24 protein-coding genes are annotated in these 25,675 nt (G+C 60.9%); 10 read left to right on the top strand and 14 right to left on the bottom strand.

Annotated features, from left to right (window positions below; translation table 11 throughout):
- The first annotated feature begins 76 nt into the window (after positions 1–76).
- The gene (locus ACYZTK_RS21200) at positions 77–706 is read left to right on the top strand and encodes a flavin reductase family protein (protein WP_462011625.1); all 630 of its coding nucleotides are present in this window, start codon (positions 77–79) and stop codon (positions 704–706) included.
- Positions 707–721: 15 nt separating this feature from the next.
- Here the strand turns inward: ACYZTK_RS21200 and ACYZTK_RS21195 are convergent, their stop codons facing one another.
- Together ACYZTK_RS21195 and ACYZTK_RS21190 are read right to left on the bottom strand one after the other, a co-directional pair.
- Positions 722–952, bottom strand: a complete 231-nt coding sequence (locus ACYZTK_RS21195; RefSeq protein ID WP_462011624.1) for a hypothetical protein — start codon at positions 950–952, stop codon at positions 722–724.
- A 41-nt stretch (positions 953–993) separates the two neighbouring features.
- Positions 994–1,347, bottom strand: coding sequence for a putative quinol monooxygenase (locus ACYZTK_RS21190; protein WP_462011623.1), 354 nt, complete (start codon positions 1,345–1,347; stop codon positions 994–996).
- Between the two features lie 334 nt (positions 1,348–1,681).
- On the opposite strand from ACYZTK_RS21190, the gene ACYZTK_RS21185 reads away from it, so the two are divergent.
- The gene (locus ACYZTK_RS21185) at positions 1,682–2,611 is read left to right on the top strand and encodes an AraC family transcriptional regulator (protein ID WP_462011622.1); all 930 of its coding nucleotides are present in this window, start codon (positions 1,682–1,684) and stop codon (positions 2,609–2,611) included.
- A gap of 133 nt (positions 2,612–2,744) precedes the next feature.
- Here ACYZTK_RS21185 and ACYZTK_RS21180 read toward each other — a convergent pair whose 3' ends face one another.
- The 6 genes from ACYZTK_RS21180 to ACYZTK_RS21155 form a co-directional block, all read right to left on the bottom strand.
- Entirely contained in the window at positions 2,745–3,800 is a 1,056-nt protein-coding gene (locus ACYZTK_RS21180; protein ID WP_462011621.1) for an ABC transporter ATP-binding protein, read from the bottom strand.
- 13 nt (positions 3,801–3,813) lie between these two features.
- On the bottom strand, positions 3,814–4,662 hold the full coding sequence (locus ACYZTK_RS21175; protein WP_462011620.1) for an ABC transporter permease: 849 nt from the start codon (positions 4,660–4,662) through the stop codon (positions 3,814–3,816).
- Positions 4,659–5,567, bottom strand: a complete 909-nt coding sequence (locus ACYZTK_RS21170) for an ABC transporter permease (protein ID WP_462011619.1) — start codon at positions 5,565–5,567, stop codon at positions 4,659–4,661. Before ACYZTK_RS21170 ends, ACYZTK_RS21175 begins: the two co-directional genes overlap by 4 nt.
- A 169-nt stretch (positions 5,568–5,736) precedes the next feature.
- On the bottom strand, positions 5,737–6,840 hold the full coding sequence (locus ACYZTK_RS21165; protein WP_462011618.1) for an extracellular solute-binding protein: 1,104 nt from the start codon (positions 6,838–6,840) through the stop codon (positions 5,737–5,739).
- A gap of 577 nt (positions 6,841–7,417) precedes the next feature.
- On the bottom strand, positions 7,418–8,866 hold the full coding sequence (locus ACYZTK_RS21160) for an aldehyde dehydrogenase family protein (RefSeq protein WP_462011617.1): 1,449 nt from the start codon (positions 8,864–8,866) through the stop codon (positions 7,418–7,420).
- Positions 8,863–10,500, bottom strand: a complete 1,638-nt coding sequence (locus tag ACYZTK_RS21155; protein ID WP_462011616.1) for a 5-guanidino-2-oxopentanoate decarboxylase — start codon at positions 10,498–10,500, stop codon at positions 8,863–8,865. Before ACYZTK_RS21155 ends, ACYZTK_RS21160 begins: the two co-directional genes overlap by 4 nt.
- A 159-nt stretch (positions 10,501–10,659) precedes the next feature.
- On the opposite strand from ACYZTK_RS21155, the gene ACYZTK_RS21150 reads away from it, so the two are divergent.
- Positions 10,660–11,541 (top strand): LysR substrate-binding domain-containing protein, encoded by an 882-nt coding sequence (locus ACYZTK_RS21150; RefSeq protein ID WP_462011615.1) that lies wholly within the window; start codon positions 10,660–10,662, stop codon positions 11,539–11,541.
- A gap of 147 nt (positions 11,542–11,688) precedes the next feature.
- Here ACYZTK_RS21150 and ACYZTK_RS21145 read toward each other — a convergent pair whose 3' ends face one another.
- Positions 11,689–12,567 carry an MBL fold metallo-hydrolase gene (locus ACYZTK_RS21145; protein ID WP_462011614.1) on the bottom strand — a complete coding sequence of 293 codons (879 nt, stop codon included), beginning with the start codon at positions 12,565–12,567 and terminating at the stop codon, positions 11,689–11,691.
- Positions 12,568–12,680: 113 nt separating this feature from the next.
- On the opposite strand from ACYZTK_RS21145, the gene ACYZTK_RS21140 reads away from it, so the two are divergent.
- Together ACYZTK_RS21140 and ACYZTK_RS21135 are read left to right on the top strand one after the other, a co-directional pair.
- Positions 12,681–13,586: a LysR family transcriptional regulator gene (locus tag ACYZTK_RS21140; protein WP_462011613.1), complete on the top strand. Its 906-nt coding sequence runs from the start codon at positions 12,681–12,683 to the stop codon at positions 13,584–13,586.
- A 233-nt stretch (positions 13,587–13,819) separates the two neighbouring features.
- Positions 13,820–13,996: a hypothetical protein gene (locus ACYZTK_RS21135; protein ID WP_462011612.1), complete on the top strand. Its 177-nt coding sequence runs from the start codon at positions 13,820–13,822 to the stop codon at positions 13,994–13,996.
- 9 nt (positions 13,997–14,005) lie between these two features.
- Here the strand turns inward: ACYZTK_RS21135 and ACYZTK_RS21130 are convergent, their stop codons facing one another.
- On the bottom strand, positions 14,006–14,902 hold the full coding sequence (locus ACYZTK_RS21130) for a helix-turn-helix domain-containing protein (RefSeq protein WP_462011611.1): 897 nt from the start codon (positions 14,900–14,902) through the stop codon (positions 14,006–14,008).
- A gap of 180 nt (positions 14,903–15,082) precedes the next feature.
- Here ACYZTK_RS21130 and pobA point away from each other — a divergent pair, with 180 nt between their 5' ends.
- A complete protein-coding gene (gene pobA / locus ACYZTK_RS21125) occupies positions 15,083–16,276 on the top strand; it encodes a 4-hydroxybenzoate 3-monooxygenase (protein ID WP_462011610.1) in 1,194 nt (397 codons plus the stop codon).
- 78 nt (positions 16,277–16,354) lie between these two features.
- Entirely contained in the window at positions 16,355–17,872 is a 1,518-nt protein-coding gene (locus ACYZTK_RS21120; protein ID WP_462011609.1) for an MDR family MFS transporter, read from the top strand.
- A 92-nt stretch (positions 17,873–17,964) separates the two neighbouring features.
- On the opposite strand, the gene ACYZTK_RS21115 is transcribed toward ACYZTK_RS21120, so the two are convergent.
- The 4 genes from ACYZTK_RS21115 to ACYZTK_RS21100 form a co-directional block, all read right to left on the bottom strand.
- Complete coding sequence (locus tag ACYZTK_RS21115; RefSeq protein WP_462011608.1) at positions 17,965–18,813, bottom strand: cache domain-containing protein; 849 nt, start codon at positions 18,811–18,813, stop codon at positions 17,965–17,967.
- 108 nt (positions 18,814–18,921) lie between these two features.
- Entirely contained in the window at positions 18,922–19,791 is an 870-nt protein-coding gene (locus ACYZTK_RS21110; RefSeq protein WP_462011607.1) for an ATPase, read from the bottom strand.
- Between the two features lie 106 nt (positions 19,792–19,897).
- Complete coding sequence (locus tag ACYZTK_RS21105; RefSeq protein ID WP_462011606.1) at positions 19,898–20,890, bottom strand: NAD-dependent epimerase/dehydratase family protein; 993 nt, start codon at positions 20,888–20,890, stop codon at positions 19,898–19,900.
- Between the two features lie 54 nt (positions 20,891–20,944).
- Positions 20,945–21,838: a LysR family transcriptional regulator ArgP gene (locus ACYZTK_RS21100; RefSeq protein ID WP_462011605.1), complete on the bottom strand. Its 894-nt coding sequence runs from the start codon at positions 21,836–21,838 to the stop codon at positions 20,945–20,947.
- Positions 21,839–21,935: 97 nt separating this feature from the next.
- On the opposite strand from ACYZTK_RS21100, the gene ACYZTK_RS21095 reads away from it, so the two are divergent.
- The 3 genes from ACYZTK_RS21095 (at position 21,936) to ACYZTK_RS21085 (ending at position 25,642) form a co-directional block, all read left to right on the top strand.
- On the top strand, positions 21,936–22,538 hold the full coding sequence (locus ACYZTK_RS21095) for a LysE/ArgO family amino acid transporter (RefSeq protein WP_462011604.1): 603 nt from the start codon (positions 21,936–21,938) through the stop codon (positions 22,536–22,538).
- A gap of 176 nt (positions 22,539–22,714) precedes the next feature.
- Positions 22,715–23,311: a superoxide dismutase gene (locus ACYZTK_RS21090; protein ID WP_092278687.1), complete on the top strand. Its 597-nt coding sequence runs from the start codon at positions 22,715–22,717 to the stop codon at positions 23,309–23,311.
- Positions 23,312–23,590: 279 nt separating this feature from the next.
- Positions 23,591–25,642 (top strand): putative bifunctional diguanylate cyclase/phosphodiesterase, encoded by a 2,052-nt coding sequence (locus ACYZTK_RS21085; RefSeq protein ID WP_462011603.1) that lies wholly within the window; start codon positions 23,591–23,593, stop codon positions 25,640–25,642.
- Positions 25,643–25,675: the final 33 nt, after the last annotated feature.

Below are 25,675 nucleotides of genomic sequence, written 5' to 3'. Positions count from 1 at the left end.
ATCGCGTCGCTGGAAATTAAGTGGTCATCCTTGCAATATTGAGTAATCCAGAATGCAGCCTCCAGGAATTCACCCCATGCCCGACGACATCCACTTCTACGAACCCGCCAACGGCCACGGCCTGCCGCACGACCCGTTCAATGCCATCGTCGGCCCGCGGCCCATCGGCTGGATCTCTTCCCAGGATGCCAATGGCCGCCTGAACCTGGCGCCCTATAGTTTTTTTAATGCGTTCAACTACATTCCGCCGATCATTGGATTCGCAAGCGTCGGGCGCAAGGACAGCCTCAACAACATCGAGCAAACCGGTGAGTTCGCCTGGAACCTGGCGACCCGTCCCCTCGCCGAGCAGATGAACCAGAGCTGCGCAATGGTCGGGCCCGAGGTAGACGAGTTCGAGTTGTCCGGGCTGACAGCTGCCGCCTCGAAAGTCATCCAGGTGCCACGGGTCGCTGAAAGCCCGGTGTCCTTTGAATGCAAGGTCACGCAGATCATTCAGCTGCAACGAGCCGACGGCAATGTGGTGCCCAGCTGGCTGATTCTCGGCGAAGTAGTGGCTGTGCACATTGCCAAATGGCTGTTGAAGGATGGGGTGTACGACACCGCCGCAGCAGAGCCAATTCTGCGCGGCGGCGGGCCAGCGGATTATTTTCAGCTGGGGCCTGAGGCACTGTTCAAAATGTTCCGCCCCGGTGCGGTCAAGTAGCCACCAGCCCTGTAGCTACCAGATCAGCTCGCCGTCTTCGCCGACGCCCTTGAGGCGCGTCAGTTCCAAGGCGGCTGCATCATCGGCGTCTTTGGCGGTTTTGAAAGTCTGTTCTTCCAACAGTTTGTTGAAGCGCGGTGCGCCCGAGCCACCGATGGCTTTGGTGGCGATCGCCGCGTAGTAACCGCCTTCGCGAGGGACTACCGCCGATACCGCTTCGAAGGTTTCAAAGGCTTTACGTGCCATGTCGCGCATCCTGGCTGATTGAGAATGCCGTCATTAAACCCTCAACCCGCCATTTTGTGTACCCATGACCGGGTCTGACCGAGCGCCTGGGCAGCCGAGACTTCCCTGAAGGTATGAAAATCCAGGCTGTTGACCATCAGGTCCTGGACCAGCTCGGCGAAAACTTGCATCGCCGGGGTGCTGAAGTAGGCCGTCATGGCCTGTTGATCCAGCCAGAAACCGGACACCAGCCACAGCTCCGGATCGCATTGTGAGTGCTGCAGGGCGAAGCTCAGGCAGCCTGGTGCGTTGCGCGATGGCTCGATCAAGGCGCTGAGCCGCGCGCCCAGTTCCACCGAACGCCCGGCACGAGCACGGACAAAGGCCATATGGCTTACGGGGATTTGCGTAGACATGTTCAACCCTCCCAGGTACTCGAGTGGCAGCCGTGGGACGGGCTGCGACAGGATCAAAGGTTAAGCGCGCCGGATCCGTCGCGGTTAGTCGATTCCTGCCGGCTTGTTGCACGATCCTGCGAAGCTTCACCGGGAAGCTGTAACAACCTGAAAAAGCTGTCACAGCGCTGAAATACTACTTTCAAGCAAGTTTGCGGGGCGAGCACCGCCCGCCGCTGTGCAACACTTGAAGCCCGTGCAGAATCAGGCAAGCATTTCGCAGGATGTGTCTACCGACTTGCCTTGCACAAATTTAAGCTCTGCTCATCCCATCACTTAGCCGAGGATGTCGTGCATGTCGTCGCTCGATCACTTTGAAGCCCCGCTGGCTGCCGACATGGAAAAACAGCGTGCGGAACTGGCCGCGATCATTCGCCGCCATACCCTGGACGATGGCACCTATGCCACGGCCGTCGGCTCGCTGTTCATGTCGCGCCACAGCAAGTCCCACGACTTTGCCCCGGTGCTGGCGCAACCGGCGCTGTGCATCATGGCCCAGGGACGCAAGGAGGTACGCCTGGCCGATGAGTTCTTCAATTACGACCCGCTGAATTACCTGGTGGTATCGGTCTCGATGCCACTGAGCGGGCGGGTGGTCAATGTCACCGCAGAGGAACCGATCCTGGCGGTGCGCCTGGATATCGACCCGGCGGAAATCACCGCGCTGATCGCCGATGCCGGCCCCCTTGGCGTGCCGACCCGGCCCACGGGGCGCGGCCTGTATGTCGAGCAGATCGACACCGCGATGCTCGACGCCGTGCTGCGCCTGGCTCGCCTGCTCAGTTCGCCCAAGGACATCGGCATGCTGGCGCCGCTGATTCGCCGGGAGATCCTCTATCGCCTGTTGCGCAGCCCCCAGGGCCATCGGCTGTATGAGATCGCGGTTGCCAACAGCCAGAGCCACCGCATCAGCCAGGCGATCAAATGGCTCAACGGCAATTACGAGCAACCGCTGCGCATTGATGATCTGGCCAAGGAGGTGAATCTGAGCGTGTCGACCTTGCACCACCGATTCAAGGCGATGACGGCGATGAGCCCGTTGCAGTATCAGAAGCAGCTGCGTTTGCAGGAAGCGCGGCGGTTGATGCTGGCCGAGGGGCTGGAGGCTTCGGCGGCGGGGTATCGGGTGGGGTACGAGAGCCCGTCGCAATTCAGCCGGGAGTACAGCCGATTGTTTGGGGCGCCGCCGTTGCGGGATTTGGCGCGGTTGCGGCTGACGGTTTAGTCGGGATTTTTGTTGTTAATGCCGGCCTCTTCGCGGGCAAGCCCGCTCCCACAGGGATTTCTGGTGGATACAAAATTGTGTGAACACCGCCAAACCCTGTGGGAGCGGGCTTGCCCGCGAAGGGGCCAGTCAGTCAGGCACTGAGTACCCGGCACGCCTCGGACGGCAAGGTCACCGACACCGGATTGCCAATGCTCAAACCAAAGCCCTGGCACGGTGTGCTCAAGGCAGTAAACGACACCCCCGAACACTCCACCGTGGTTTCAATCGTCGCGCCGATATCGCGCACAAAGGTCACCTTGCCCAGCAGCCGGTTGCCCGCCGTGGCCTGGGCCTGTGACAGTTGCAGGTCCTCGGGACGAATCAGCATCTTCACCTTCGCCCCCGCCACGATGCTGCTGCAGATCGGCACTTGCAGTGCGTCGCCACCCGGCAAACCAACCTTGCCATCCCCCAGCGCCGTGGCTGGAAAAATGTTGCCCGAACCGATGAAGTCCGCGACAAATTCGTTCGCCGGATGGCGGTAGATTTCGATCGGCGTACCCACCTGCTGCACCCGATGCTCGCCCAGCACCACGACGATATCGGCCATGGTCATGGCCTCGCGCTGATCGTGGGTGACCATGATGGTGGTGATGTTCAGGCGCTGTTGCAGCTGGCGGATTTCCACCTGCATCGACTCGCGCAGCTTGGCGTCCAGCGCCGACAGCGGTTCATCGAGCAGGAGAATTTTTGGCCGCGAGGCAATCGCCCGGGCGATCGCCACACGCTGGCGTTGGCCGCCGGACAGCTTCGACACCGGACGGTCGATCATTTCCTGCAACTGGATCAGCTGCAGCAACTCCACCACCCGCGCCTGCTGGTCGGCCTTGCTGACCCCGCGCAGTTTCAGCGGGTAAGCGATGTTCTCACCTACGGTCATGTGCGGGAACAGTGCCAGCGACTGGAACACCATGCCGAAATTGCGTTGATGCGCCGGAGTGTGGCCGATGTCTTCACCGTCCAGGCGGATCTCGCCACCGGTGAGGGTCTCCAGCCCGGCAATCATCCGCAGCAACGTGGTCTTGCCGCAGCCCGACGGGCCAAGAAAACACACCAGTTTGCCCTCGGGCAAATGCAGGTTCACATCCTTTACCGCGCAAGCCGAGCCGTAATATTTCTCGACGTTTTCCAGAATCAGACCAGTCATGTTGCACCTCAAATCAAAAGGAAACGCCGCCCTCGCCCACCAGCTTCTCCAACGCCCAGATCAGGACGAAGTCGATCAGCACGATCAGCACGGCAAAGGAGAAAACGGTCGGGTCGAGCGATGACACGGTGCGGCTGTACATCCAGATCGGCACGGTCATGACGTCGATGGTGTAGAGGAAATAGGTCACGGTGAACTCGTTGAACGAGACGATGAACGCCAGCAGCATGCCCGCCAGGATCCCCGACTTCATCAACGGCACCACCACGTCGACAATTGCACGGGTGGGCGAGGCGCCAAGCATTTGCGCGGCCTCCTCGACCTCACTGCCGATGGATAACATAGCCGCCGTGCAGTTCTTCACCACGAACGGTAACGCCAGGATCACGTGGGCAATCACCAAGCGCGAGGTGGTCATCTGGAACGGCAGACTGTCGAATACCAGCAGCAATGCCAGGCCCAGTACCACCATCGGAAACACCAGGGGCAACGACATCAGTTGCAGCGCCACCGCCTTGCCGCGGAACTCGCAACGGGTCAGTGCATAGGCGGCCGGCACCGCGATGATCGTGGCAAACATCATGGTCAGGCACGCGACCATCAGGCTGGTGGTCATGGCTTTGCCCAGGCTCAACACGTCGTTGGAGTCTGGCGAGACGAAGGTGTTCCAGGCCGCCTTGTACCATTGCAGGCTGTAGCTGCTGGGCGGGAAGTCCAGGTTCGACGCGCCGCTGAACGACATGACGATCATGGTCAGAATCGGCAACACCGCCAGCAGCAGGATGAAGCCTGACAACACGCCGGCAAACTTGCCGGTATCGCCCGGCAGCAGCGCATGACGCTTTTTCATCATAGTGCTCATTGCGAAGCCTCCATCCTGCGCCGACGACGGCCAGTGAAATATTCCGACAGGGTCATGATCGCCAGCGTGGTAACAATCAACACCACACCGGCGGCGGACGCAGCCGGCCAGTTCATCAGCGGGGCGATCTGGTCATGGACCATCACCGCCAGCATCGGCACGCGCCGGCCACCCAACAGCAAGGGCACCACAAAACTGCTGGCGTTGTAGGCAAACACCAGCGTCGCGCCAGTGATGATCCCCGGCAGACTCATCGGCAGCACCACCTGGCGGAACACCTGCAGGCGACTGGCGCCGAGGGTCGCCGCCGCTTCTTCGTAGGTCCGCGCGACTCCGCGCATGGCGCTGGCGATCGGCAGCACGGCCAGCGGGAAAGCGGTTTGCACCAGGCCCATCAATACGCCGTTCTGGTTGTACAGCAGCATGATCGGGCGCTTGATCAGGCCCAGGCCCATCAGCGCCTGATTGAGCATCCCGCCAGGCCCGAGGATCACCAGCCAGCCGTAGCTTTGCAGCAGCAGGTTGACCAGCAGCGGCAGCAACACGGCAGCGAGGAAGATCCGCCGCACGAAGGGCGAAGTCAGGCGTGACATGGTGTAGGCCACGGGGATCGCCAGCACCACCGCGATGACCGCGCTGATCAGCGCCAGGCGCAGGGTCAGCAGCAAGGATTTGAGGTAGTAGGGTTCCAGCAACTGGGCGTAGCTGGCCAGGCTGAAACCGGTCCATTCCGCGCCCTTGGTGCCCACGCTCATGCGCAATACCAGGAGGCTGGCGGCGATCAATACGCCGAGGAACAGCATCGATGGTGTGAGGAAAAGCCAGGCACGCGCGGTGGGCGAAACGCCGCGTTTGGGCCGCGAGGCCGCGACGCTGCCCAGGTGGGTCAGAGGTTGGTGTTCCATGGCTAGGGTCTCGTCAATGGAAGATCAAATGCGCTGGACGATCTGCACGCACGCCCCCCGTAGGAGTTGCCGAAGGCTGCGATCTTTTGACTTTGGTTTTCAAGATCAAAAGATCGCAGCCTTCGGCAACTCCTACAGGGGAATCGTGTGCTTCAAATCGTGCAGCAGATCAGGAAGAAAAGATTTCCGTGTAACGACGAATCCATTGGTCATGCACGGAGGCCAGGAAGGCGTTGTCGTGCATGATCGCCTTCTCGGCAATTTGCTCCGGCGTAAGGATGTACGGGCTCTTGCGCGCTTCGGCGGAGATGATCGCCTTGGCGTTGACCGGACCGTTGTAGATGTCCTCGGCCATCTTGCCCTGCACCAGCGGGTCGAGTGAGTGGTTGATGAAGGCGTAGGCCAGCTCGGTATCGCCAGGGCGATTTTTTGGCATTACCGAGAGCATCAGATCGGTGTAGAAACCTTCTTTCATGCCAAAGGTAGCGCCGAGGCCGTAGGCCGGATCGCGGATCTGCTTGGGGAAAAACGCCGGCGCGTACAAGCCACCCATGTCCAGGGAACCGGTGCGGAACAGCTCGGCGATCTGGTTCGGGTTCTCGCCCAGGGTCACCACGCGGTCCTTGAGTTCGGCGAGTTTCTTGAAGCCCGGTTCGATGTTGTGCTCGTCACCACCGGCCAGTTTGGCGGCGATGATGATCAGGTCCATGGCCTCGGTCCAGTTCGGCGGCGGCAGGAAGATGTTCGGCGACAGGTCGGCGTCCCATAAGGCGGCATAGCTGTCCGGCGCTTCCTTCATGGTGCGGGTGCTGTAAACCAGGCTGTTGCACCAGAGCAGGTAACCGATGCCATGGCCATTGGCGCCGGTGCGGTATTTCTCGGGTACATCGACCAGGTTGGGAATGCGGTTGAGGTCGGGTTTTTCCAGCAGGTTGGCGGCAGCCAGGCCTTCGGCGCCAACGCCTGCCAGGGTGATGATGTCGTACTGCGGACGATCACCGCCGGCCTTGAGTTTGGCGACCATTTCCGAGGTACTGCCGGTGCGGTCAGCGATGACCTTGACGCCGTATTTGTCCTCGAAGGTCGCCGCGATGTTGCGCAATGCGGCGAGGCCGGTGTCATCCGACCAGGTGAGCAAGCGCAGGGTCTTGCCCTGGAAGCGCGTGTCGCTGGCATTGGCTTTGACGAAGGGCAAACTCATGGCCGCTGCGGCTACCGACGCCACGCCCACGGTTTTGATGAATTGACGTCTGTTCAGATCGTGCTCGCCCATGAAGGACTCCCGTTGTTTTTTTTGTAGGGTTGGTCGCAAACCATTGCACTGCGCCTTGGCCAGCTCGCAGCCCCCCCGTTTTCAAGGGGCTTGAGGTGAGCTGAGCGCTTATCCTGAGGTTGTCCAAAACCTCTGACTATCGATAAAAACTCATTGGAGCCATGATGGTGGTGCATGGCTCTTTACTCGTTCATTCGCGGCCGCCGGGTGTATATCCATTTCTGTGGTAACGGCTCCTATCGGTTCCGCTTTTACAGCGGGTCACTTTGAAAAAGCGCAAAGTAACCAAACGCTTTTTGCCCCACCACTCGGCACCTCGCTTAGGCTCGGTGTGCCCGAACGCAGGCATTGCTCCGCGGGCCGCCGCGATCAAAAACATCGCCGTGGCGGCCTTCGGGCCGACCAAGGCATCAAGCCGGCGCGCTGCGCTTGTTTTGATCGTGCGCATCCGTGCAATTTGAAATGAACACCTGTGGGAGCAAAGCTTGCTCGCGATGGCGTCATGTCTGCCGACATCAATGTTGACTGACACTCCCTCTTGGCGAGCAAGCTCGCTCCTCCAAGGATCGGTGATGGTTCAGACCGCCCGAATCACGTGTTTGATTTCCTGAAATGCCTGCAACCCCCACGGCCCCAATTCGCGCCCCAGGCTGCTCTGCTTGTATCCACCCCAGGCGGTCTGCGGGAAGATCACTTGTGGCGCATTGATCCACACGAGCCCTGCCTGCAGGGCGTTGGCGACCCGATCTGCGGTTTCGGCGTTGCCGCTCACCACACTCGCCACCAGGCCGAACTGGCTGTCGTTGGCCAAGGCGATCGCTTCGGCTTCGCTGGCGAAACTGCGCACGCAGAGCACCGGGCCGAAAATCTCTTCACACCACAGCGCACTGTCGAGGGGCACTTCGGTGAAGATGGTCGGCTGCAAAAAATAGCCGCGTGGCAGGTCAGCCGGACGATTACCGCCGCAAACCAGCTTCGCCCCAGCGGTCAAACCGCGATCGATGTGGCCAAGCACTCGCTGGTATTGCGCCTGGTTCACCAGTGCGCCCATTTCCACATCCGGATCGAACGGCTCCGCCACGCGGATGGCTTCGGCGCGAGCCTTCAGGCGCAGAAGAAATTCATCCGCCAATTCATCGGCAACCAGTACCCGGCTGGTGGCGGAACACATTTGCCCGGCGTTGAAAAATCCGCCGCCGCAGGCCACTTCCACTGCCAGGTCGAGGTCGGCATCGGTGAGCACCAGCAACGAGGATTTGCCGCCCAGTTCCAGGCTCACGCCCTTGACGGTTTCTGCCGCGCGCTGCATCACCTGCACGCCCACCGCATTGCTGCCGGTGAAGGAAATCTTGGCAATGCGCGGGTCCGCCGACAGCGGTGCGCCGACGGCCAGACCGGTGCCGCACACCAGGTTGAACACGCCCTTGGGCAGGCCGGCAGCGCCAATGATCGCCGCCAGTTCCAGCTCCGGCAGTGGCGTCACTTCGGACGGTTTAAGTACCACGCAGCAACCCGCAGCCAGGGCTGGAGCAAGCTTCCAGGCGGTGGTGACCATCGGGAAATTCCACGGCACGATCAGGCCGACTACGCCACAAGGCTCGCGGCGTAGACGGGCGCTGAAGTCGTCGGTGGGCAACTCGACCGGGCTGTCCTGTCTTGCGTCGAGACCTTCGGCCAGGCTGGCGTAGTACTCGAACGTGGCGATGACATCATCAACGTCGATGGCTGCTTCGAAGAGCGGCTTGCCGTTGTTGCTCGACTGCAGATGCATCAGTCGCTCGCGACCCGCCTGCACGCCCGCCGCGATCCGGCGCAGGATCGCACCGCGTTCGGCGCCGCTGGTTTGCGACCAGGCCTTGAAGGCATCGGTTGCAGCACTGACGGCTTGATCGACGGCACCTGCATCGCCGCCGTTGACGGTGGTCAACAGGGCCTCCGTAGATGGGTTGATCACCCGCAGATGCTCACGGCCGCCGGACCACTGGCCGTTGATAAACAAGCCGTCCAATGTTGTCGGGAGGTTCATTTCGACACCGCCTGCATCCATTGCGCCTGATCGATTTCAATCAGGGTCGGGCCCTGGCGATCGGCGGCGCTGCGCAACGCACTGCGCAACTGTTCGACGTCGTTGGCCGCTTCGGCTGCACAGCCTAAAGCCTTGGCCACGCCGATGAAGTCCGGGGTGTAGATGTCGACGCCCACCGGTTCGATGGCGCGGTTGACCATGTACTTCTTGATCTCTTCGTAGCCCTGGTTGTTCCACAGCAGGACGATCACCGGGGTGCGCGCTTCAACCGCGCTGGCCAGTTCCGGCAAGGTGAATTGCAGGCCACCGTCACCGATCAGGCACACCACCGGGGGACGCACGCCGCTCTCGACGTGGCCACCCAGCCAGGCACCAATCGCTGCCGGCAACGCATAGCCGAGGGTGCCGTAGCCGGTGGAGGAATTGAACCAGCGCCGCGGCCGCTCCGGATTGAACGTCAGGTTGCCGGTGTACACCGGTTGAGTCGAGTCGCCGACAAATACGGCGTTCGGCAATTCATGCAGAACGGTTTCCAGGAAACGCGTCTGCGCCAGAGTCGGCGCATCCCAGGTCGCGCCCAGCTCTTCGCGCAGACGGGCAGCGCGCACCTGGCCCCAATCGTTGCGGCGCTCGGCCAGGAACTTGTGCGACAAAGCGCTCAACAGCGCCTGGGCGCCGTAGCGCGCATCGGACACCAGCGCGACCTGTGGCGGGTAATTGCGCACAGTCTGGTCCGGATCGATGTCGACCCGCAGCAGCGCACCGGGAATCTCGAAGCCACCGGCGAAGGTCACGTCGTAATCGGTCTCGGCCAGTTCGGTGCCGATCGCCAGCACCACGTCGGCCTCGGCCACCAGGGCGCGAGTGGCGACCAGGCTCTGGGTCGAGCCGATCAGCAATGGATGGCCGGATTCCAGCATGCCCTTGGCATTGATGGTCAGGGCCACTGGCGCGTCCAGCAGCTCCGCCAGTTCGGTCAGTTCGGCTGCCGCATCGATGGCCCCGCCACCGGCGAGGATCAATGGGCGTTTGGCAGCGGCCAGCAGTGCGGTCATGCGGCTGATCGCGCTCGGCGAAGCGCCCGCACGATCAATGTTGACCGGCACGCTGGCGAGCAAGTCATCCGCTTCTTCGACCAATACATCCAACGGGATTTCGATATGCACCGGGCGCGGACGGCCAGCCTGGAACAGCGCGAACGCACGGGCCAATACGCCCGGCAGCTCGGCCGCCGACATCAGGGTGTGGGAGAACGCCGCCACACCAGCGACCAGTGCGCCCTGGTTAGGCAGCTCGTGGAGCTTGCCGCGACCGCCACCGAGTTGACTGCGCGATTGCACGCTGGAAATCACCAGCATCGGGATCGAATCGGCGTAGGCCTGACCCATGGCCGTGGTGATGTTGGTCATGCCGGGGCCGGTGATGATGAAGCACACGCCAGGTTTGCCGCTGGTTCGCGCATACCCGTCAGCCATGAACCCGGCGCCCTGCTCGTGACGCGGAGTAACATGGTTGATGCTCGAACGGGCCAGCCCGCGATACAGCTCCACGGTGTGCACCCCGGGAATACCGAACACCTGCTCGACCCCGTAGCCTTCGAGTAACTTGACCAATACTTCGCCGCACGTCGCCATGTCTTTGCCCTTTTTGTTCGTTCGAGACGCCGGACCTGCGCAGTGTTTATGATGCGTGGGCAAGTCCAGGGATGGCCTCATTGGAACGGGCGACACGTCGCCTCAACAATGGATAAAAAATCATACTAGCCATGTCTCTACGTCATACCTTGGATCTCAATGAAACGATTGCCTCCCCTGCCGGCGTTGCACACTTTTCTGATTACCGCGCAGTGCTGCAACTTCACTCGTGCCGCCGAACAGCTGCACATCACCCAAGGCGCGGTGAGCCGGCAGATCGCCGGACTGGAGGATCATCTGGGTTATGAGTTGTTCATTCGCCAGGCTCGTGGGCTTGAACTGACGGCCGAGGGGCGCGAATGGCTGCCACGGGTGCAGCAGATTTTCGGCTTGATCGACGAGGCCGTGGAGCAGATCGGCGAGAAGCGCGAGACCCTGCAGTTGAAGGCGCCGACCTGCGTCATGCGCTGGTTGCTGCCACGCCTGTTGCAGTGGCAGAGGGAGCGTCCGGATGTGCCGGTGGAGTTGACCACCACGGTGAAGCACGGCGTGGATTTCCATCGCGAGCAGTTCGATGCGGCGGTGATGTACGGCCCGCCGCCGGACCCTGCACTGGCGTCTTTTCACCTGTTCGATGAACAACTGACGCCGGTGTGTTCCCGACCGCTGCTCGAAGGCCCGGTGCCGCTGCAGTCGCCGGCTGATCTGCAAAAGCATCTGTTGCTGCACCCGACACAGGACGAGCGCGACTGGAAAGCCTGGCTGGCCAGCGCCGATCTGCGCTTGAGCAATGTGGGCAAGGGTCAGCATTTCGAAACGCTGGACCTGGCGATGTCAATGGCGTCTCAGGGGACAGGCGTGGCAATCGGCGATTGGTCGTTGATTGGCGATGACCTGAGCGCGGGAAGGCTGGTGATGCCGTTTGAGTTGAAGGTGAAAACCGGGTTGGCGTATTACCTGGTGTTCCCGCACAAGCCTGGGCCGTCGGTGAAGCTGGGTGAGTTGATGGGGTGGTTGGTGGCGCAGGCTCAGTCGCGTTGAGCCACCGAGACGATCCCCTGCGGGAGCTGTGCAGGAGCTGTGTAGGAGCTGTCGAGTGAAACGAGGCTGCGATCTCTTGACCTTAAAAATCAAGATCAAAAGATCGCAGCCTCGTTTCTCTCGGCAGCTCCTACAGGGGTCTATCAATTACCACTTCATCTCGCCTTTCGCGACCTTGGCACTCAGCTCCAGCGAGCTTTCTTCGCCCAAGGCTGGGTAACGTTTTTTCATCGCTGCGATCAGCGCCGCCGAGTCCTTGGCCTTGGCGGTTTCCTCGTCGAACGCCTTGATGTATTCGGCCGTAAATTGCACTGCCGCCAGCGACCGGGTGCTCTCGCCAAGGTAATGGCCTGGCACGATGGTCTGCGGTTTCAGGGTTTCGATGGAATGCAGCGTAGCCAACCAATCGGCATGGGACTGCGCAGTCTGGGTGTCGGCCATCCACACGTGAATGTTTTGCGCGACGACCACGCCACCGATTACCGCCTTGATCGACGGAATCCACACGAAGCTGCGATCTGGCTGCTTGCCGTCAAGGCCGACCACCTGCAACTTCTGCCCTTCCAGCATCAGGCTGTCGCCGACGAGCACCTGCGGCACGATGGTTTTGGCCGGCACATCCGCGCCCATTTTCGGACCCCAGAACGCCAGTTTACCGTCGACGGTTTTCTTGATGTGCTCCACGGTCGGCTGCGAAGCCAGGACCTTGGCTTTCGGGAAGGCTGCGGTCAGGGTGTCGAGGCCGAAGTAGTAATCCGGATCACCGTGGCTGATGTAGATGGTGGTCAGCTGCTTGCCACTGGCGCGGATCTTGTTGACCACCTGTTCGGCTTGGGATTTGCCGAACTGCGCATCAACCAGAATCGCTTCCTTCTCGCCGCTGACCAACACCGAACTCACCGGAAAAATCGCCTCAGTACCGGGGTTGTAAACGTCCAGCGTCAGCGGTGCTGCCATGGCGTGTGCCGCCAGACCGAGCGTTGCGGTTGTCAGCAGAAAGTGCTTGAGAGAAGTGAAACCGATCATTATTGCTCCGAGGTCAAAGTGCCGTGTTTGGCGATGCAACAGAGCTTAGTTGCCCGAGCCAGTACAAAAAATGCGATGCTGAGACATAGTTTGTTTCTAAAATCGGGCAAATCATGGATCGTCTGCAAGCAATGCGCGTGTTCGTCACGGTGGTCGACCTGGGCAGCCAGTCGGCCGCCGCCGATCACCTGGACCTGTCGCGGCCGGTGGTTTCGCGCTATCTGGCGGAGCTGGAAGACTGGGTCGGCGCGCGCCTGATGCACCGCACCACGCGAAAATTGAGCCTGACGGCAGCAGGCAGCGAAATCCTGCCGCGCTGCCGGCAAATGTTGGAGCTGTCCAGCGACATGCAGGCGGCAGTCAATGAGCCTGACGAGGCGCCGCGCGGTGTGCTGCGCATCAGCGTCAGTACCTCGTTCGGCCAGGCGCAACTGGCGGACGCCATGGTCGCTTTCGTCAAGCGCTACCCTGGGGTCAGCATTGACCTGCAGATGCTAGACCGCACAGTGAACCTGGTGGATGAACGCATCGACCTGGCGATCCGCACCAGTAATGACCTGGACCCGAACCTGATCGCGAGGCGGTTGACTGTGTGCCGCTCGGTGATCTGCGCGTCCCCGGCTTACCTGCTTGAGCACCCGACGCCGCTGCAGGTCGCGGACTTGAGCCAGCACAACTGCCTGACCCACTCCTACTTCGGCAAAAGCCTGTGGCATTTCGAGCAGGACGGCGAGCCGGTGTCCGTGCCGGTGCAGGGCAACATCAGCGCCAACGAGGCAGGCACGCTGCTGCGCGTCACCCTGGCCGGCGCCGGGGTGGCGATGTTGCCGAGCTACCAGGCCGGCGGGCACATTCGAAATGGCGAGCTGATCCGCCTGCTGCCCCAGGCCGAGCCGCGGCAGTTGAACATCTACGCGGTGTACGCGTCACGCAAGCACATGCCGGCGACGCTGCGTTGCCTGCTGGATTTTCTGGTGGTGAGGTTTCCCGAAGAGCCGGAGTGGGATGTCGGTCTGTAATCGGGAAAATTGTCGGAATAACTACCTGTCGGAACCCTTGTAGGAGTGAGCCTGCTCGCGATAGCAATCTAACTTGTACCTGGGGGCGACTGACACACCGTCATCGCGAGCAGGCTCGCTCCCACAGGGGGCCGATCATCGGCGTTGTGAATACCGCAGCATAGTGGCATCCCCCCCACCCCTGACCTATGCTCAATGTAGTACCCCCGGGTATTCGTTCAGAGGTCTAAGCCATGAACATCAAAACAAGAAGATACCTCGCCATTTTCATCACCTGCGCAGCAACAGTGGCGCTGTATGGCACCGCTGCCTGGCGAGTCGAACAGTCGCGGCAATTGCCCCGCGAGTACGCGAGCTGCAACTTCGAGCGCTGCATTCCCCATAACGCCACCCTCAACGCCCTGCGCTAGCGCCGGGCGTCAGTTGTCGTTGTCCTGATCGGCCTTCAAGCGGTCACGGAATGCCTTGGGCGAAATGCCCACCCGGCGACGAAATAGCCGGGTGAAATTGGTCGGATCGGAAAATCCCAACACGTCGGACATCTCGTAGATGGTCATGCTGGTATAGGTCAGCAGGCGCTTGGCCTCAAGCAGCTGCCGCTCGTGCATGATCTGCAACGCCGGCTGCCCGGCCAGCTCGCGGCAGGTGCCGTTGAGGTGCGACACGGAAATCCCCAGCCGATGCGCCAGGTCTTCAACCTTGACGTGCTGCCGGTAGGTTTCTTCCACCAGTTGGATGAAACCGTTGAGGTATTCACGCGCCCGCTGCGGACGCTGACTGGCGGACCGACGCTGCAGGGCCTGACGACTGGTCCACACCATGATCACGCTGACCAGCGAATGCATGAGCATTTCCCGCGCTGGTTGATGACCGGTGTATTCATCCTGAAGCGCAGTGAACAGACTGTTCAGGTAGTCGCTGTCCTTGCCCGCCGCAAAACTCTCGGCCTGGCCCAGGGCATTCATCGAGCTGCCCAACTGCGCCTGCAAATGCGAAACCAGCGGCGCCGCCAGGGTGACGACAAATCCTTCGACGTCTTCGGAAAAACGGAAACCATGCACCGATAACGGCGGCAGGATCTGCACTGCCGACTCGGTAAGCATCGTGCGCTGTCCTTCGATCTCAAGCTCTGCCTGACCTTTGAAGACGAAGAGCAGCTGGCACAAATCAGCGTGGCGATGGGGCTTTATTTCCCACTGATGCTCCCGGCTGCGCTTGGAAATGGTTTCGCAATGCAGCAGGTCCGGGGTGGGCCAGTCCAGGCTTTCTCCGTAAAGCTTGAACACCGGTATGGAAGGCAGGGCAGGCTTGTTCATAACTTCAATCAGGCCTCGGAGATGGTAGCGGGCGATAATCGCACCGATTGGCAAAATGTACAGGTATCGGCTCAGTTTTCCCCTTCAATTGACAGACTCGCAAGTGAAAAATGCAAGCACTCGATCCATAAAAATCATTCACCGCCCCTGGTCGTGTGAAGCTTGCGAGTCATAAAAACAATGAAAATACTGAAAACCCAAGTCGCCATTATCGGCGCCGGTCCTTCCGGATTGCTCCTCGGCCAACTGCTGCACAACGCTGGAATCGACACTCTGATCCTGGAACGCCAGACCCCGGACTACGTGCTCGGTCGCATCCGTGCCGGCGTCCTTGAACAGGGCATGGTAGAGCTGCTGCGCAAGGCCGGCGCGGGTCAGCGCATGGACGCCGAGGGCCTGGTTCACCATGGCTTCGACCTGTCACTCGACGGCCGCCAGGTGCACATTGATCTGCACGCGCTGACCGGCGGCAAAAGTGTGATGGTCTACGGCCAGACCGAAGTCACCCGTGACCTGATGGCCGCTCGTCAGATCGCCGGTGGGGCAACCCTTTACAGCGCCGAAAACGTCGTGCCCCACGGCATGAAGTCCGCTGAACCCTATGTCACTTTCGAGAAAGATGGCGAGCACTACAGGCTGGACTGCGACTACATCGCCGGCTGCGACGGCTTCCATGGCGTGGCGCGGCAAGCGATCCCGGCCGAGAGCCTGAAGATTTTCGAAAGGGTTTATCCGTTTGGCTGGCTGGGCATTCTCGCCGACACGCCGCCGGTGCATGACGAGCTGGTCTATGCGCGCCATGAGCGCGGATTCGCCCTGTGCAGCATGCGTTCTTCGACGCGCACCCGTTACTACCTGCAAGTGCCGGCCGAAGAGAAGGTCGAGGACTGGTCCGACCAGCGTTTCTGGCAGGAGCTCAAAACCCGCCTGCCGGTGGAGCTGGCAGAGACGCTGGTCACTGGGCCTTCCATCGAGAAGAGCATCGCGCCGCTGCGCAGCTTCGTGGTCGAGCCGATGCAGTACGGGCGCATGTTCCTGGTCGGCGACGCTGCGCACATCGTCCCGCCCACTGGCGCCAAGGGCCTGAACCTGGCGGCCAGCGATGTCAGCACGCTGTTCGATATCCTACTGAAGGTCTATCGCGAAGACCGCCTCGACCTGCTGCACAAATACTCCGAGATTTGCCTGCGGCGAGTGTGGAAAGCCGAGCGCTTTTCCTGGTGGATGACCTCGATGCTGCACCGCTTCGACGACCATGACGAGTTCAGCCAGCGTATTGCCGAATCGGAACTGGCGTATTTCGTCGACTCCGAAGCCGGCCGCAAGACCATCGCGGAAAATTACGTCGGTCTTCCCTACGAGGCTATCGAATAGCCTGCTACCGACTTACACTGGCGAGCATCCCCGCTCGCCTTGCTACTCGCGGGTCATCCATTGCCCGCAGGTTCCAACGTGACCAACCTCACCCAGCCCGACACGCCCAAACCGGCGATTCGCAGCGTGCTGATTGCCCTGATGCTGGCGATCTTTCTCGGCGCGCTGGACCAGACCATCGTGGCAGTCTCGATGCCGGCCATTTCCGCACAGTTCCGTGATGTCAGCCAGCTGGCCTGGGTGATCTCCGGCTACATGGTGGCGATGACGGTTGCCGTGCCGATCTACGGCAAGCTGGGCGACCTGTACGGGCGCCGCAAGTTGATGCTGTTCGGCATGGGCCTGTTCACCCTGGCTTCATTGTTCTGCGGCATGGCCCAAAGCATGGAGCAACTGGTGCTGGCGCGGATCCTCCAGGGCATCGGTGCTGGCGGAATGATTTCGGTCAGCCAGGCGATCATCGGCGACATCGTGCCGCCGCGCGAGCGCGGTCGTTATCAGGGGTATTTCAGCAGCATGTACGCCGTGGCCAGCGTCGCCGGGCCAGTGCTGGGTGGCTACATGACCGAATACCTGTCGTGGCGCTGGGTGTTTCTGATCAACCTGCCGCTGGGACTCGGCGCCTTGCTTGTAGCTCATCGCACCCTGGTCGGTCTGCCGGTGCCGCAGCGCAAACCCGTCATCGACTACCTCGGCACCGTGCTGATGATCATCGGCCTGACTGCCTTGCTGCTTGGCATCACCGAAGTCGGCCAGGGCCATGCATGGAACAGTCTCGAAGTGCTGGGGCTGCTCGCGTGTGCGGTGCTGGTGTTGGCGCTGTTCGTCTGGCACGAACGCCGGACGCGGGAACCGCTGCTGCCGATGCACCTGTTCGCCAATCGCAATGCCCTGCTCTGCTGGTGCACGATTTTCTTCACCAGCTTCCAGGCGATTTCACTGATTGTCCTGATGCCGTTGCGCTACCAGAGCGTGACGGGGGCCGGGGCCGATAGCGCCGCCCTGCACCTGTTGCCGCTGGCCATCGGCCTGCCAATCGGCGCGTACTTTGCCGGACGGCGAACGTCGGTGACCGGGCGCTACAAACCGATGATCCTCACCGGCGCGATACTCATGCCAATTTCAATTCTCGGCATGGCGCTCAGCCCGCCCCAGGCGATGGTCTGGAGCAGCGTGTTCATGTTGCTCAGCGGCATCGCCGGCGGCATGCAGTTCCCGACCTCGCTGGTGGGCACGCAGAACTCGGTAGACCAGCGCGACATTGGCGTCGCCACCAGCACCACCAACCTGTTTCGCTCCCTGGGCGGCGCGGTAGGCGTCGCATTGATGTCCGCGTTGCTGCTGGCGCTGTTGCAGGATTCGAGCTTCGCCCACCTGGCCGGCTCGTCGATGATGGGCGAAGGCAGCTCGGGCAATGTCCTGCTGGACGGTTTGAACGCGGCACCTGGAGATGCACAGAACGCCTTGCGCGCAGAGTTGCTGCTGACGTTCCGGCACTTGCTGATGGTCAGTGCGGCGGTGTCGTTGCTGGGGTTGGCTGCGGCGATTGCGATGCCGAACATGTTGTTGCGCGGGCGCGAAGATAAGGTTCGTTAAGATCAAAAGATCGCAGCCTTCGGCAGCTCCTACAGTGGAATACCGATCTCTGTAGGAGCTGCCGAAGGCTGCGATCTTTTGATCTTTTGCTCTTATGGACTGTAATACCCCACAGCCACCAGAAGGTGCCCGACCTTCTTCAGGTAAGCATGCTTGGCCTCAATCTTGCCAGTCACCGGGTTCTTCCAGCGATACTCATATTCACCCTCATCCTGCTTGGCAATCAGCGCCAAAATCGGCTCCCCGACCGGTTTGCCTTCAGGATCCTGGATCTTGCTGAAGTCAGTGTTGATCAGGCGCAGGTTGGTACCGTGGGCGACGTAGCGCTTGGAGTCCAAGTCGACGACAAACACATACAGGTCATCCTGCAGATAACCACCCTTGAGCGAATTGATTGCGGTCAAGGTGCCCTTCGCGTCCTTGGCCAGGTCTGTGGCGGCCTTGTTCAGTAGCGCCATGGCCTGCTCCGCCGACGCCCGAGGCAGGTAATAACCTACCGCCAGGATGCGCTGACCGACACGCTGATAGAACACGTGCTTGCGCTCGACCTTACCGTCAGACCAGTTCTGCCAGCGGTATTCAGCCTGCTGGATGCCATTGCCCTCGGGCACTTTCAACGCGTCCTTGAAGGCTTTCTGCAAGTCCGGCCCGATCACCTGGGACACATCCCGCCCGATCAATGCCGAGGAAGGCCCACCGCTGGCGAGCATCACACCCTGGGTGTCGACCACGAACACGTAACGATCCTTGTCGACAAACTCGCCCTGACGACTGAACGCGGCAAAGGCCTTGTCGCCATTGTCGTGGTAATAGGCCAGGGCCTTTTCCAGCAAGGCCTTGGCAGCCTGACTATCGTCCTTTTCCGTCCCTGCGGCTTGTGCCTGGCTCAAGCCCAGTAACAACAGGCCCCCGAGCACCGCCAACTTGCGTAAAACCCCCATTGCACGTCCCTCATTCCTGTTGATTTCCAAGGAGCGTAGACGAGCGAAGATCTTGTAGCCGCTGCCGAAGACTGTGGGAGCGGTCTTCGCCAGCTGCTAAAGGGGCGCTTATGGCCGGGCGCTGAGTTGTTTTTGCAGGTTCTGGATCTGCGCCTGCAACGTGTTGATGTTGCGGCTGACCTGGGTGCGGAAGGCGTCGAATTCGGCCGTGTTGCCACTGGAACTCGGAGCCGGGCGATTATCCTGCTGGCTCTTGAGCACGATCATGTCCTGTTCCAGACGATCAATCGCCGCGCCCGGATTACCCTGTTTCTTCAACGCAGCGATATCGGCGCCAAGGCTCTTGAGCTGGGCGTCGACCTTGCTGGTGTCTTCCGGAGCGTTTTTCAACGCGGCCAGCTCGCCGCTCAGGGTTTTGACCTGGGCCTGCAACTGCGTGTTGGCGCTCTGTTGTTCCGTGGCCTGCGCAGCCACTTGCACCAGGCGCTTGTCGAGCTCGGCGGTCTGCGCGGTCATCTGCGCCAGGCGCTTGTCCAGCTCGGTGGTCTGGCCGACAACACCTTGCTGCTGTTTGTCCTGATCCAGCAGTTTGCTTTCCAGCTGCCTGATCTGCAGCTTCAACGCTTCGCTGTCACTGGAGACGTTGGTCTGGCTGGCGACCACCTTGCCGGAAATGTCCTGCAAGCGTCCCGCCGCTTCCTCGCTGATGCGCGCGAAGCTTTCCTGGGTCGCCACCAGTTGCTGCTCCATCAGCGAAATCTGCTGGAAGCTCCACCAGGCGAGGCCGCCAAAGGCGATGAACAAAGCCCCAACCAGCGCCCACAGAGGGCCGGTGCTCGGGCCTTTGACCTTGACCACCGCAGGGGTGCGTGAGTGCACGGAATTGCGTGCGACCGGCACAAAATCATCGTCATCGAGGCTGTCGGCACGCAGGCTCGGTAGATCGAAGTCGTCGTTGGCATCGTTACGCATGGACATTGAGTCAACCTTTGTGAACGCGGTGATGGCTTGATGCGGCGCAGTATACCCCCCACAACCGCATCGATTGACCTTGAACCCCGAACTCGGTTCAGTGACGCCCTACTCAGCGAATATCCTGGGCCTTCCACCAGCCGCAGAATTCGTCGAGGGCGGTCCACAGGCTGACTTTCGGATCGTAATCCAGATAATGCCGGGCGCGGCTGATGTCCAGAGTGAAATCCCGGGTCATCACCTGCATACCGAGGCGCGACAGGGTTGGCTCGGGACGACCCGGCCAGAGCTTGCACACACCTTCGTTCAACGCGGCGGCGCTGTAAGCCAGGCCGTAGGAACGGTAGCGGGTGACCTGGGGGACATCCATCCGGCGCATCACATAATTGACCACATCCCACAGCGGTACCGGCGTGCCGTTGCTGATGTTGTAGGCCTTGCCCAACGCCGAGCCGGTGGCCAGCAAGCTGCTGAGCAAGGCTTCGTTGAGATTCTGCACGCTGGTGAAATCCACCTTGTTCAGGCCGTTGCCGATGATCGCCAGCCGGCCCTTGCGCTGCATCTTCAGCAGGCGCGGAAAAATGCTCATGTCACCGGCACCGGTAACAAATCGCGGGCGCAGGGCCAGCGTCTCCAGACCAAACTCCTGGGCACCAAAGACCTTCTGCTCGGCCAGGTACTTGGTTGCGGCGTAGGGGTGCTTGAAGCGTTTGGGCACCTGTTCTTCGGTCAGGCCGAGGTGATCGCGGCCATCGAAATAAATCGAAGGCGAAGACAGATGCACCAGGCGCCGGACCCGCTGCTTCAGGCAGGCTTCGACCACATTCTCGGTCACCTGGACATTGCCCTGGTGAAAGTCCTGATAGCGGCCCCACAACCCGACTGCACCGGCGCAATGGACCACGGCGTCGACATCGACACACAGGTCCCGGGCCAGCAGCGGGTCACCGAGATCACCCTGGATGAATTCGGCGCCACGGCGCACCAGGTGTTCGACGCTTTCGGCCCGGCGCCCGTTGACCCGAACGTCCAGGCCCTGCTCCAGGGCGAAACGCGCAAAGCGCCCGCCAATGAAGCCGCTTGCGCCGGTGACCAGAATTTTCATGTAGTGCTCCGATGTGTTTCATTTTGCGTAATGCGTGAGTCTTGACGGTGCCCGTCAGTCCAACGGCACCAGCCATTGCCTGGATGAGCGCACCAATTGTTCGGTCAGCAACCCCAGCAACTGTCCGCCATTGCGCCAATGATGCCAGTACAGCGGCACATCGATCGGCTTATCTGGCAAAAGCTCTACCAATACCCCGCGTTCCAGCTGTTCGCGCACCTGCAGTTCGGGCACCAGGCCCCAGCCGAGACCGGCCTCGGTCAGGCGGATGAAACCTTCCGACGACGGGCACAGATGGTGTTCGAAACCGCCATCGACTCCCAGTGCCGCGAGGTAGCGGTGCTGCAGGAAATCGTCCGGGCCAAACACCAGCGCCGGGGTTTTCGCCAATTGCTCAGCCCGTACCCCTTGAGGAAAGTGCCGCGCGATAAACGCGGGGCTGGCCAGCGCCCGATATCGCATGGCCCCTAACAACACGCTGCGTGCTCCCGCCACTGGACGTTCGCTGGCGCAAATGCACGCGGCCACCTCCCCGGCGCGCATGCGTTTGAGGCCCACTGTCTGGTCCTCGACCACCAGGTCCAGCAACAGGTGCTGCTCGGCGCAGAAATCACTCACGGCAGCGGCCCACCAGGTGGCCAGGCTGTCGGCATTCAAGGCAATGCGCAGACGCTCCGGCAAGCCCTCTTCATCCAGCGCCGGCACCAGGCTTTGCAAATCCCGCTCAAGCAGACGCACTTGCTGCACATGGTTCAACAGACGCCGGCCAATCTCGGTCGGCGCTGGTGGCGTGATCCGCACCAGCACTGGCTGGCCGACCCGCGCCTCCAGCAATTTGATCCGTTGGGAGATTGCCGATTGCGACAGGCCGAGCACTTGCGCGGCGCGCTCGAAGCCAGCCTGCTCGACCACGGCAGCCAGGGCGGAAAGCAATTTATAGTCGAACATCAGTTTTCCTAATGAGCGATCAGCATGATTGGTTTTTCTTATACCGCTTCCACGGGGAGAATGACCAGCAAGAACTCTTCGACAAGGATCACGCTCAATGTGGCAAAGCTATGTAAACGGCCTGTTGGTGGCCGCGGGTCTGATCATGGCGATCGGCACTCAGAATGCATTTGTATTGGCACAAAGCCTGCGGCGTGAACATCACCTGCCGGTAGCGGCACTGTGTGTGGTCTGTGATGCGTTGCTGGTTGCCGCCGGGGTGTTCGGCCTGGCGACAGTGCTGGCGCACAACCCGACCCTGCTGGCAGTCGCCCGCTGGGGTGGTGCCGGGTTCCTGATCTGGTATGGCAGCCTGGCGCTGCGCCGGGCCTGCTCGAAACAGAGCCTGCAACAGGGCGGAGGCCAGTCCGTGCGTTCACTGCGGGCGGTGATGCTCAGTGCGCTGGCCGTGACCTTGCTCAACCCGCATGTTTACCTGGACACCGTGCTGCTGATCGGTTCGCTCGGCGCACAACAGACCGAGCCGGGCGCCTATGTGATGGGCGCCGCGAGCGCATCATTATTATGGTTCTTCACCCTCGCCCTGGGCGCAGCATGGCTGGCGCCGTGGCTGGCCCGGCCGAGTACCTGGCGAATCCTCGACCTGCTGGTGGCGGTGATGATGTTCACGGTGGCATTTCAACTAATCGTTGCCAGCTGAATATTCCAAAAGGCTCTGGAACCTCTATTCCACACAGTTGTTGCGTGGTTATGCCGCACCCCCGGTGCTATGATCCGGTCCGATGCGCCGCAAAGAGTACAAACTCCCCGGCGCTTGTCTGGCCGCCCGTGATCGGCCTTGCGCTCACCGCAACTGACCTGATTAGGAGAATCATCATGGCTTTCGAATTGCCGCCGCTGCCTTACGCACACGATGCCCTGCAGCCGCACATTTCCAAGGAAACACTGGAATACCACCACGACAAGCACCACAACACCTACGTCGTGAACCTGAACAACCTGGTGCCAGGCACCGAGTTCGAAGGCAAGACCCTGGAAGAAATCGTCAAGTCTTCCTCGGGCGGTATCTTCAACAACGCCGCTCAGGTCTGGAACCACACTTTCTACTGGAACTGCCTGGCGCCAAACGCCGGTGGTCAACCAACCGGCGCGCTGGCTGAAGCCATCAACGCTTCGTTCGGTTCGTTCGACAAGTTCAAGGAAGAGTTCAGCAAGACTTCCATCGGTACCTTCGGTTCCGGTTGGGGCTGGCTGGTGAAAAAGGCTGACGGTTCCCTGGCACTGGCCAGCACCATCGGCGCCGGCAACCCGCTGACCAGCGGCGACACACCGCTGCTGACCTGCGACGTCTGGGAACACGCTTACTACATCGACTACCGCAACGTTCGTCCTAAATACGTCGAAGCGTTCTGGAACCTGGTCAACTGGAAATTCGTGGCTGAGCAGTTCGAAGGCAAAACCTTCACCGCTTAAGCTCGACCCAGTAAAGAAAACCCGGCTCTGGCCGGGTTTTTTTATATGCGCGGGAAAGACCGGACTACCATCAATCAAGGGAAAATTTCACCCGCGCCCTCAAGTTCAAGGACTCGCCTGACGACATAGTACCAATCGGCGAAAGACGTCAGGCCAACAGCATTATGGCCAAGCTGCAGGCAAAATCTCCCGTGGATGAATGTCCCTTTGACTGCCATCACGGGATTGCCAATACTCATGGCAACTTGATGCTACCCGCACGGAACAAGGAATAGCCTTTTGAAGCTGGAACTCAAGAACAGCTTGTCGGTGAAGTTGCTCCGGGTCGTGCTCCTGTCGGCATTGATCGTCGGCGTGGTCTTGAGCTGCGCGCAGATCGTTTTCGATGCTTATAAAACACGCCAGGCCGTGGCCAATGATGCGGAGCGCATCCTCGATATGTTTCGTGACCCATCGACCCAGGCCGTCTACAGCCTCGATCGCGAGATGGGCATGCAGGTGATCGAAGGCCTGTTTCAGGACGACGCCGTGCGCCAGGCCTCCATTGGCCATCCCAACGAAGCGATGCTCGCGCAGAAGTCGCGGGACCTGCAGGACTCCGAGAGCCGTTGGCTGACCGACCTGATCCTGGGCAAGGAGCGCACCTTTACCACGCAATTAGTGGGTCGCGGCCCCTACAGCGAGTATTATGGCGACCTGAGCATCACCCTCGACACCGCCACCTATGGCCAGGGGTTTATTGTCAGTTCGGTAATCATCTTTATTTCCGGAGTCTTGCGCGCGCTGGCCATGGGCCTGGTGCTGTACCTGGTGTATCACTGGTTGCTGACCAAGCCTTTGTCGCGAATTATCGAACATCTGACCGAAATTAACCCGGATCGGCCTAGCGAACACAAGATTCCGCAACTCAAAGGCCACGAGAAGAACGAACTGGGCATCTGGATCAACACCGCCAACCAGTTGCTCGAGTCGATCGAGCGAAATACGCACCTGCGCCACGAGGCGGAGAACAGTTTGCTGCGCATGTCGCAATACGACTTCCTCACCGGCCTGCCCAACCGCCAGCAACTGCAGTATCAACTGGACAAAATACTGGTCGATGCCGGCAAGCTGCAGCGCCGGGTCGCGGTACTGTGTGTCGGCCTGGATGACTTCAAAGGCATCAACGAGCAGTTCAGCTATCAGACCGGCGACCAACTGCTACTGGCCCTGGCCGATCGCCTGCGCGGGCACAGCGGTCGCCTCGGCGCCCTGGCCCGCCTGGGTGGCGACCAGTTCGCCCTGGTCCAGGCCGATATCGAGCAACCCTATGAAGCGGCCGAACTGGCCCAAAGCATTCTCGACGACCTCGAAGCCGCGTTTGCCCTCGATCATCAGGAAATTCGCCTGCGCGCGACCATCGGCATCACCCTGTTCCCCGAGGATGGCGACAGTACCGAGAAGCTGCTGCAGAAAGCCGAGCAGACCATGACCCTGGCCAAGACCCGCTCGCGCAACCGCTACCAGTTCTATATCGCCAGTGTCGACACCGAGATGCGCCGCCGTCGCGAGCTGGAAAAAGACTTGCGTGAAGCCCTCGCTCGCGATCAGTTCTACCTGGTGTACCAGCCGCAAATCAGCTATCGCGAAAACCGCGTGGTCGGCGTCGAGGCCTTGATCCGCTGGCAGCATCCCGAGCACGGCCTGGTGCCGCCGGACCTGTTCATCCCGCTGGCCGAGCAGAACGGCACCATCATCGCCATCGGCGAATGGGTTCTGGATCAGGCCTGCAAGCAGCTGCGCGACTGGCACGACCAGGGTTTCATCGACCTGCGCATGGCGGTGAACCTGTCCACGGTGCAACTGCACCACGCCGAGCTGCCGAGGGTGGTCAACAACCTGCTGCAGATGTACCGCCTGCCGCCGCGCAGCCTGGAACTGGAAGTGACCGAAACCGGCCTGATGGAAGACATCAGCACCGCCGCCCAGCATCTGCTGAGCCTGCGCCGCTCCGGCGCATTGATCGCCATCGACGACTTCGGTACCGGTTACTCCTCCCTCAGTTATCTGAAAAGCCTGCCGCTGGACAAGATCAAGATCGACAAGAGCTTCGTCCAGGACCTGCTGGACGATGATGACGATGCGACCATCGTCCGGGCCATCATCCAGCTGGGCAAGAGCCTGGGCATGCAGGTCATTGCCGAAGGCGTGGAAACTGCCGAGCAGGAGGCCTACATCATCTCCGAGGGTTGCCACGAGGGGCAGGGCTATTTCTACAGCAAGCCGCTGCCGGCCCGGGAGTTGAGCGTTTACCTGAAGCAGGCGCAGCGCAGTAATGCTGCGATCCTGTAAAGATCAAAAGATCGCAGCCTCGTTTCTCTCGGC

The organism is Pseudomonas sp. LB3P31 (genome assembly GCF_054897945.1).
Note: the sequence above shows the minus strand (reverse complement) of the source record. Positions and strands in the feature narration are given on the sequence as shown.

Bases quoted from the DNA above. Each gene is read 5' to 3' on its own strand.
- ACYZTK_RS21150 (WP_462011615.1), top strand. From the start codon at position 10,660: ATGAAACGATTGCCTCCCCTGCCGGCGTTGCACACTTTTCTGATTACC.
- ACYZTK_RS21165 (WP_462011618.1), bottom strand. From the start codon at position 6,840: ATGGGCGAGCACGATCTGAACAGACGTCAATTCATCAAAACCGTGGGC.
- pobA (WP_462011610.1), top strand. From the start codon at position 15,083: ATGAAAATACTGAAAACCCAAGTCGCCATTATCGGCGCCGGTCCTTCC.
- ACYZTK_RS21140 (WP_462011613.1), top strand. From the start codon at position 12,681: ATGGATCGTCTGCAAGCAATGCGCGTGTTCGTCACGGTGGTCGACCTG.
- ACYZTK_RS21130 (WP_462011611.1), bottom strand. From the start codon at position 14,902: ATGAACAAGCCTGCCCTGCCTTCCATACCGGTGTTCAAGCTTTACGGA.
- ACYZTK_RS21100 (WP_462011605.1), bottom strand. From the start codon at position 21,838: ATGTTCGACTATAAATTGCTTTCCGCCCTGGCTGCCGTGGTCGAGCAG.
- ACYZTK_RS21195 (WP_462011624.1), bottom strand. From the start codon at position 952: ATGGCACGTAAAGCCTTTGAAACCTTCGAAGCGGTATCGGCGGTAGTC.
- ACYZTK_RS21095 (WP_462011604.1), top strand. From the start codon at position 21,936: ATGTGGCAAAGCTATGTAAACGGCCTGTTGGTGGCCGCGGGTCTGATC.
- ACYZTK_RS21145 (WP_462011614.1), bottom strand. From the start codon at position 12,567: ATGATCGGTTTCACTTCTCTCAAGCACTTTCTGCTGACAACCGCAACG.
- ACYZTK_RS21170 (WP_462011619.1), bottom strand. From the start codon at position 5,567: ATGGAACACCAACCTCTGACCCACCTGGGCAGCGTCGCGGCCTCGCGG.
- ACYZTK_RS21200 (WP_462011625.1), top strand. From the start codon at position 77: ATGCCCGACGACATCCACTTCTACGAACCCGCCAACGGCCACGGCCTG.
- ACYZTK_RS21110 (WP_462011607.1), bottom strand. From the start codon at position 19,791: ATGTCCATGCGTAACGATGCCAACGACGACTTCGATCTACCGAGCCTG.
- ACYZTK_RS21185 (WP_462011622.1), top strand. From the start codon at position 1,682: ATGTCGTCGCTCGATCACTTTGAAGCCCCGCTGGCTGCCGACATGGAA.
- ACYZTK_RS21090 (WP_092278687.1), top strand. From the start codon at position 22,715: ATGGCTTTCGAATTGCCGCCGCTGCCTTACGCACACGATGCCCTGCAG.
- ACYZTK_RS21105 (WP_462011606.1), bottom strand. From the start codon at position 20,890: ATGAAAATTCTGGTCACCGGCGCAAGCGGCTTCATTGGCGGGCGCTTT.
- ACYZTK_RS21115 (WP_462011608.1), bottom strand. From the start codon at position 18,813: ATGGGGGTTTTACGCAAGTTGGCGGTGCTCGGGGGCCTGTTGTTACTG.
- ACYZTK_RS21180 (WP_462011621.1), bottom strand. From the start codon at position 3,800: ATGACTGGTCTGATTCTGGAAAACGTCGAGAAATATTACGGCTCGGCT.
- ACYZTK_RS21160 (WP_462011617.1), bottom strand. From the start codon at position 8,866: ATGAACCTCCCGACAACATTGGACGGCTTGTTTATCAACGGCCAGTGG.
- ACYZTK_RS21155 (WP_462011616.1), bottom strand. From the start codon at position 10,500: ATGGCGACGTGCGGCGAAGTATTGGTCAAGTTACTCGAAGGCTACGGG.
- ACYZTK_RS21135 (WP_462011612.1), top strand. From the start codon at position 13,820: ATGAACATCAAAACAAGAAGATACCTCGCCATTTTCATCACCTGCGCA.
- ACYZTK_RS21175 (WP_462011620.1), bottom strand. From the start codon at position 4,662: ATGAGCACTATGATGAAAAAGCGTCATGCGCTGCTGCCGGGCGATACC.
- ACYZTK_RS21190 (WP_462011623.1), bottom strand. From the start codon at position 1,347: ATGTCTACGCAAATCCCCGTAAGCCATATGGCCTTTGTCCGTGCTCGT.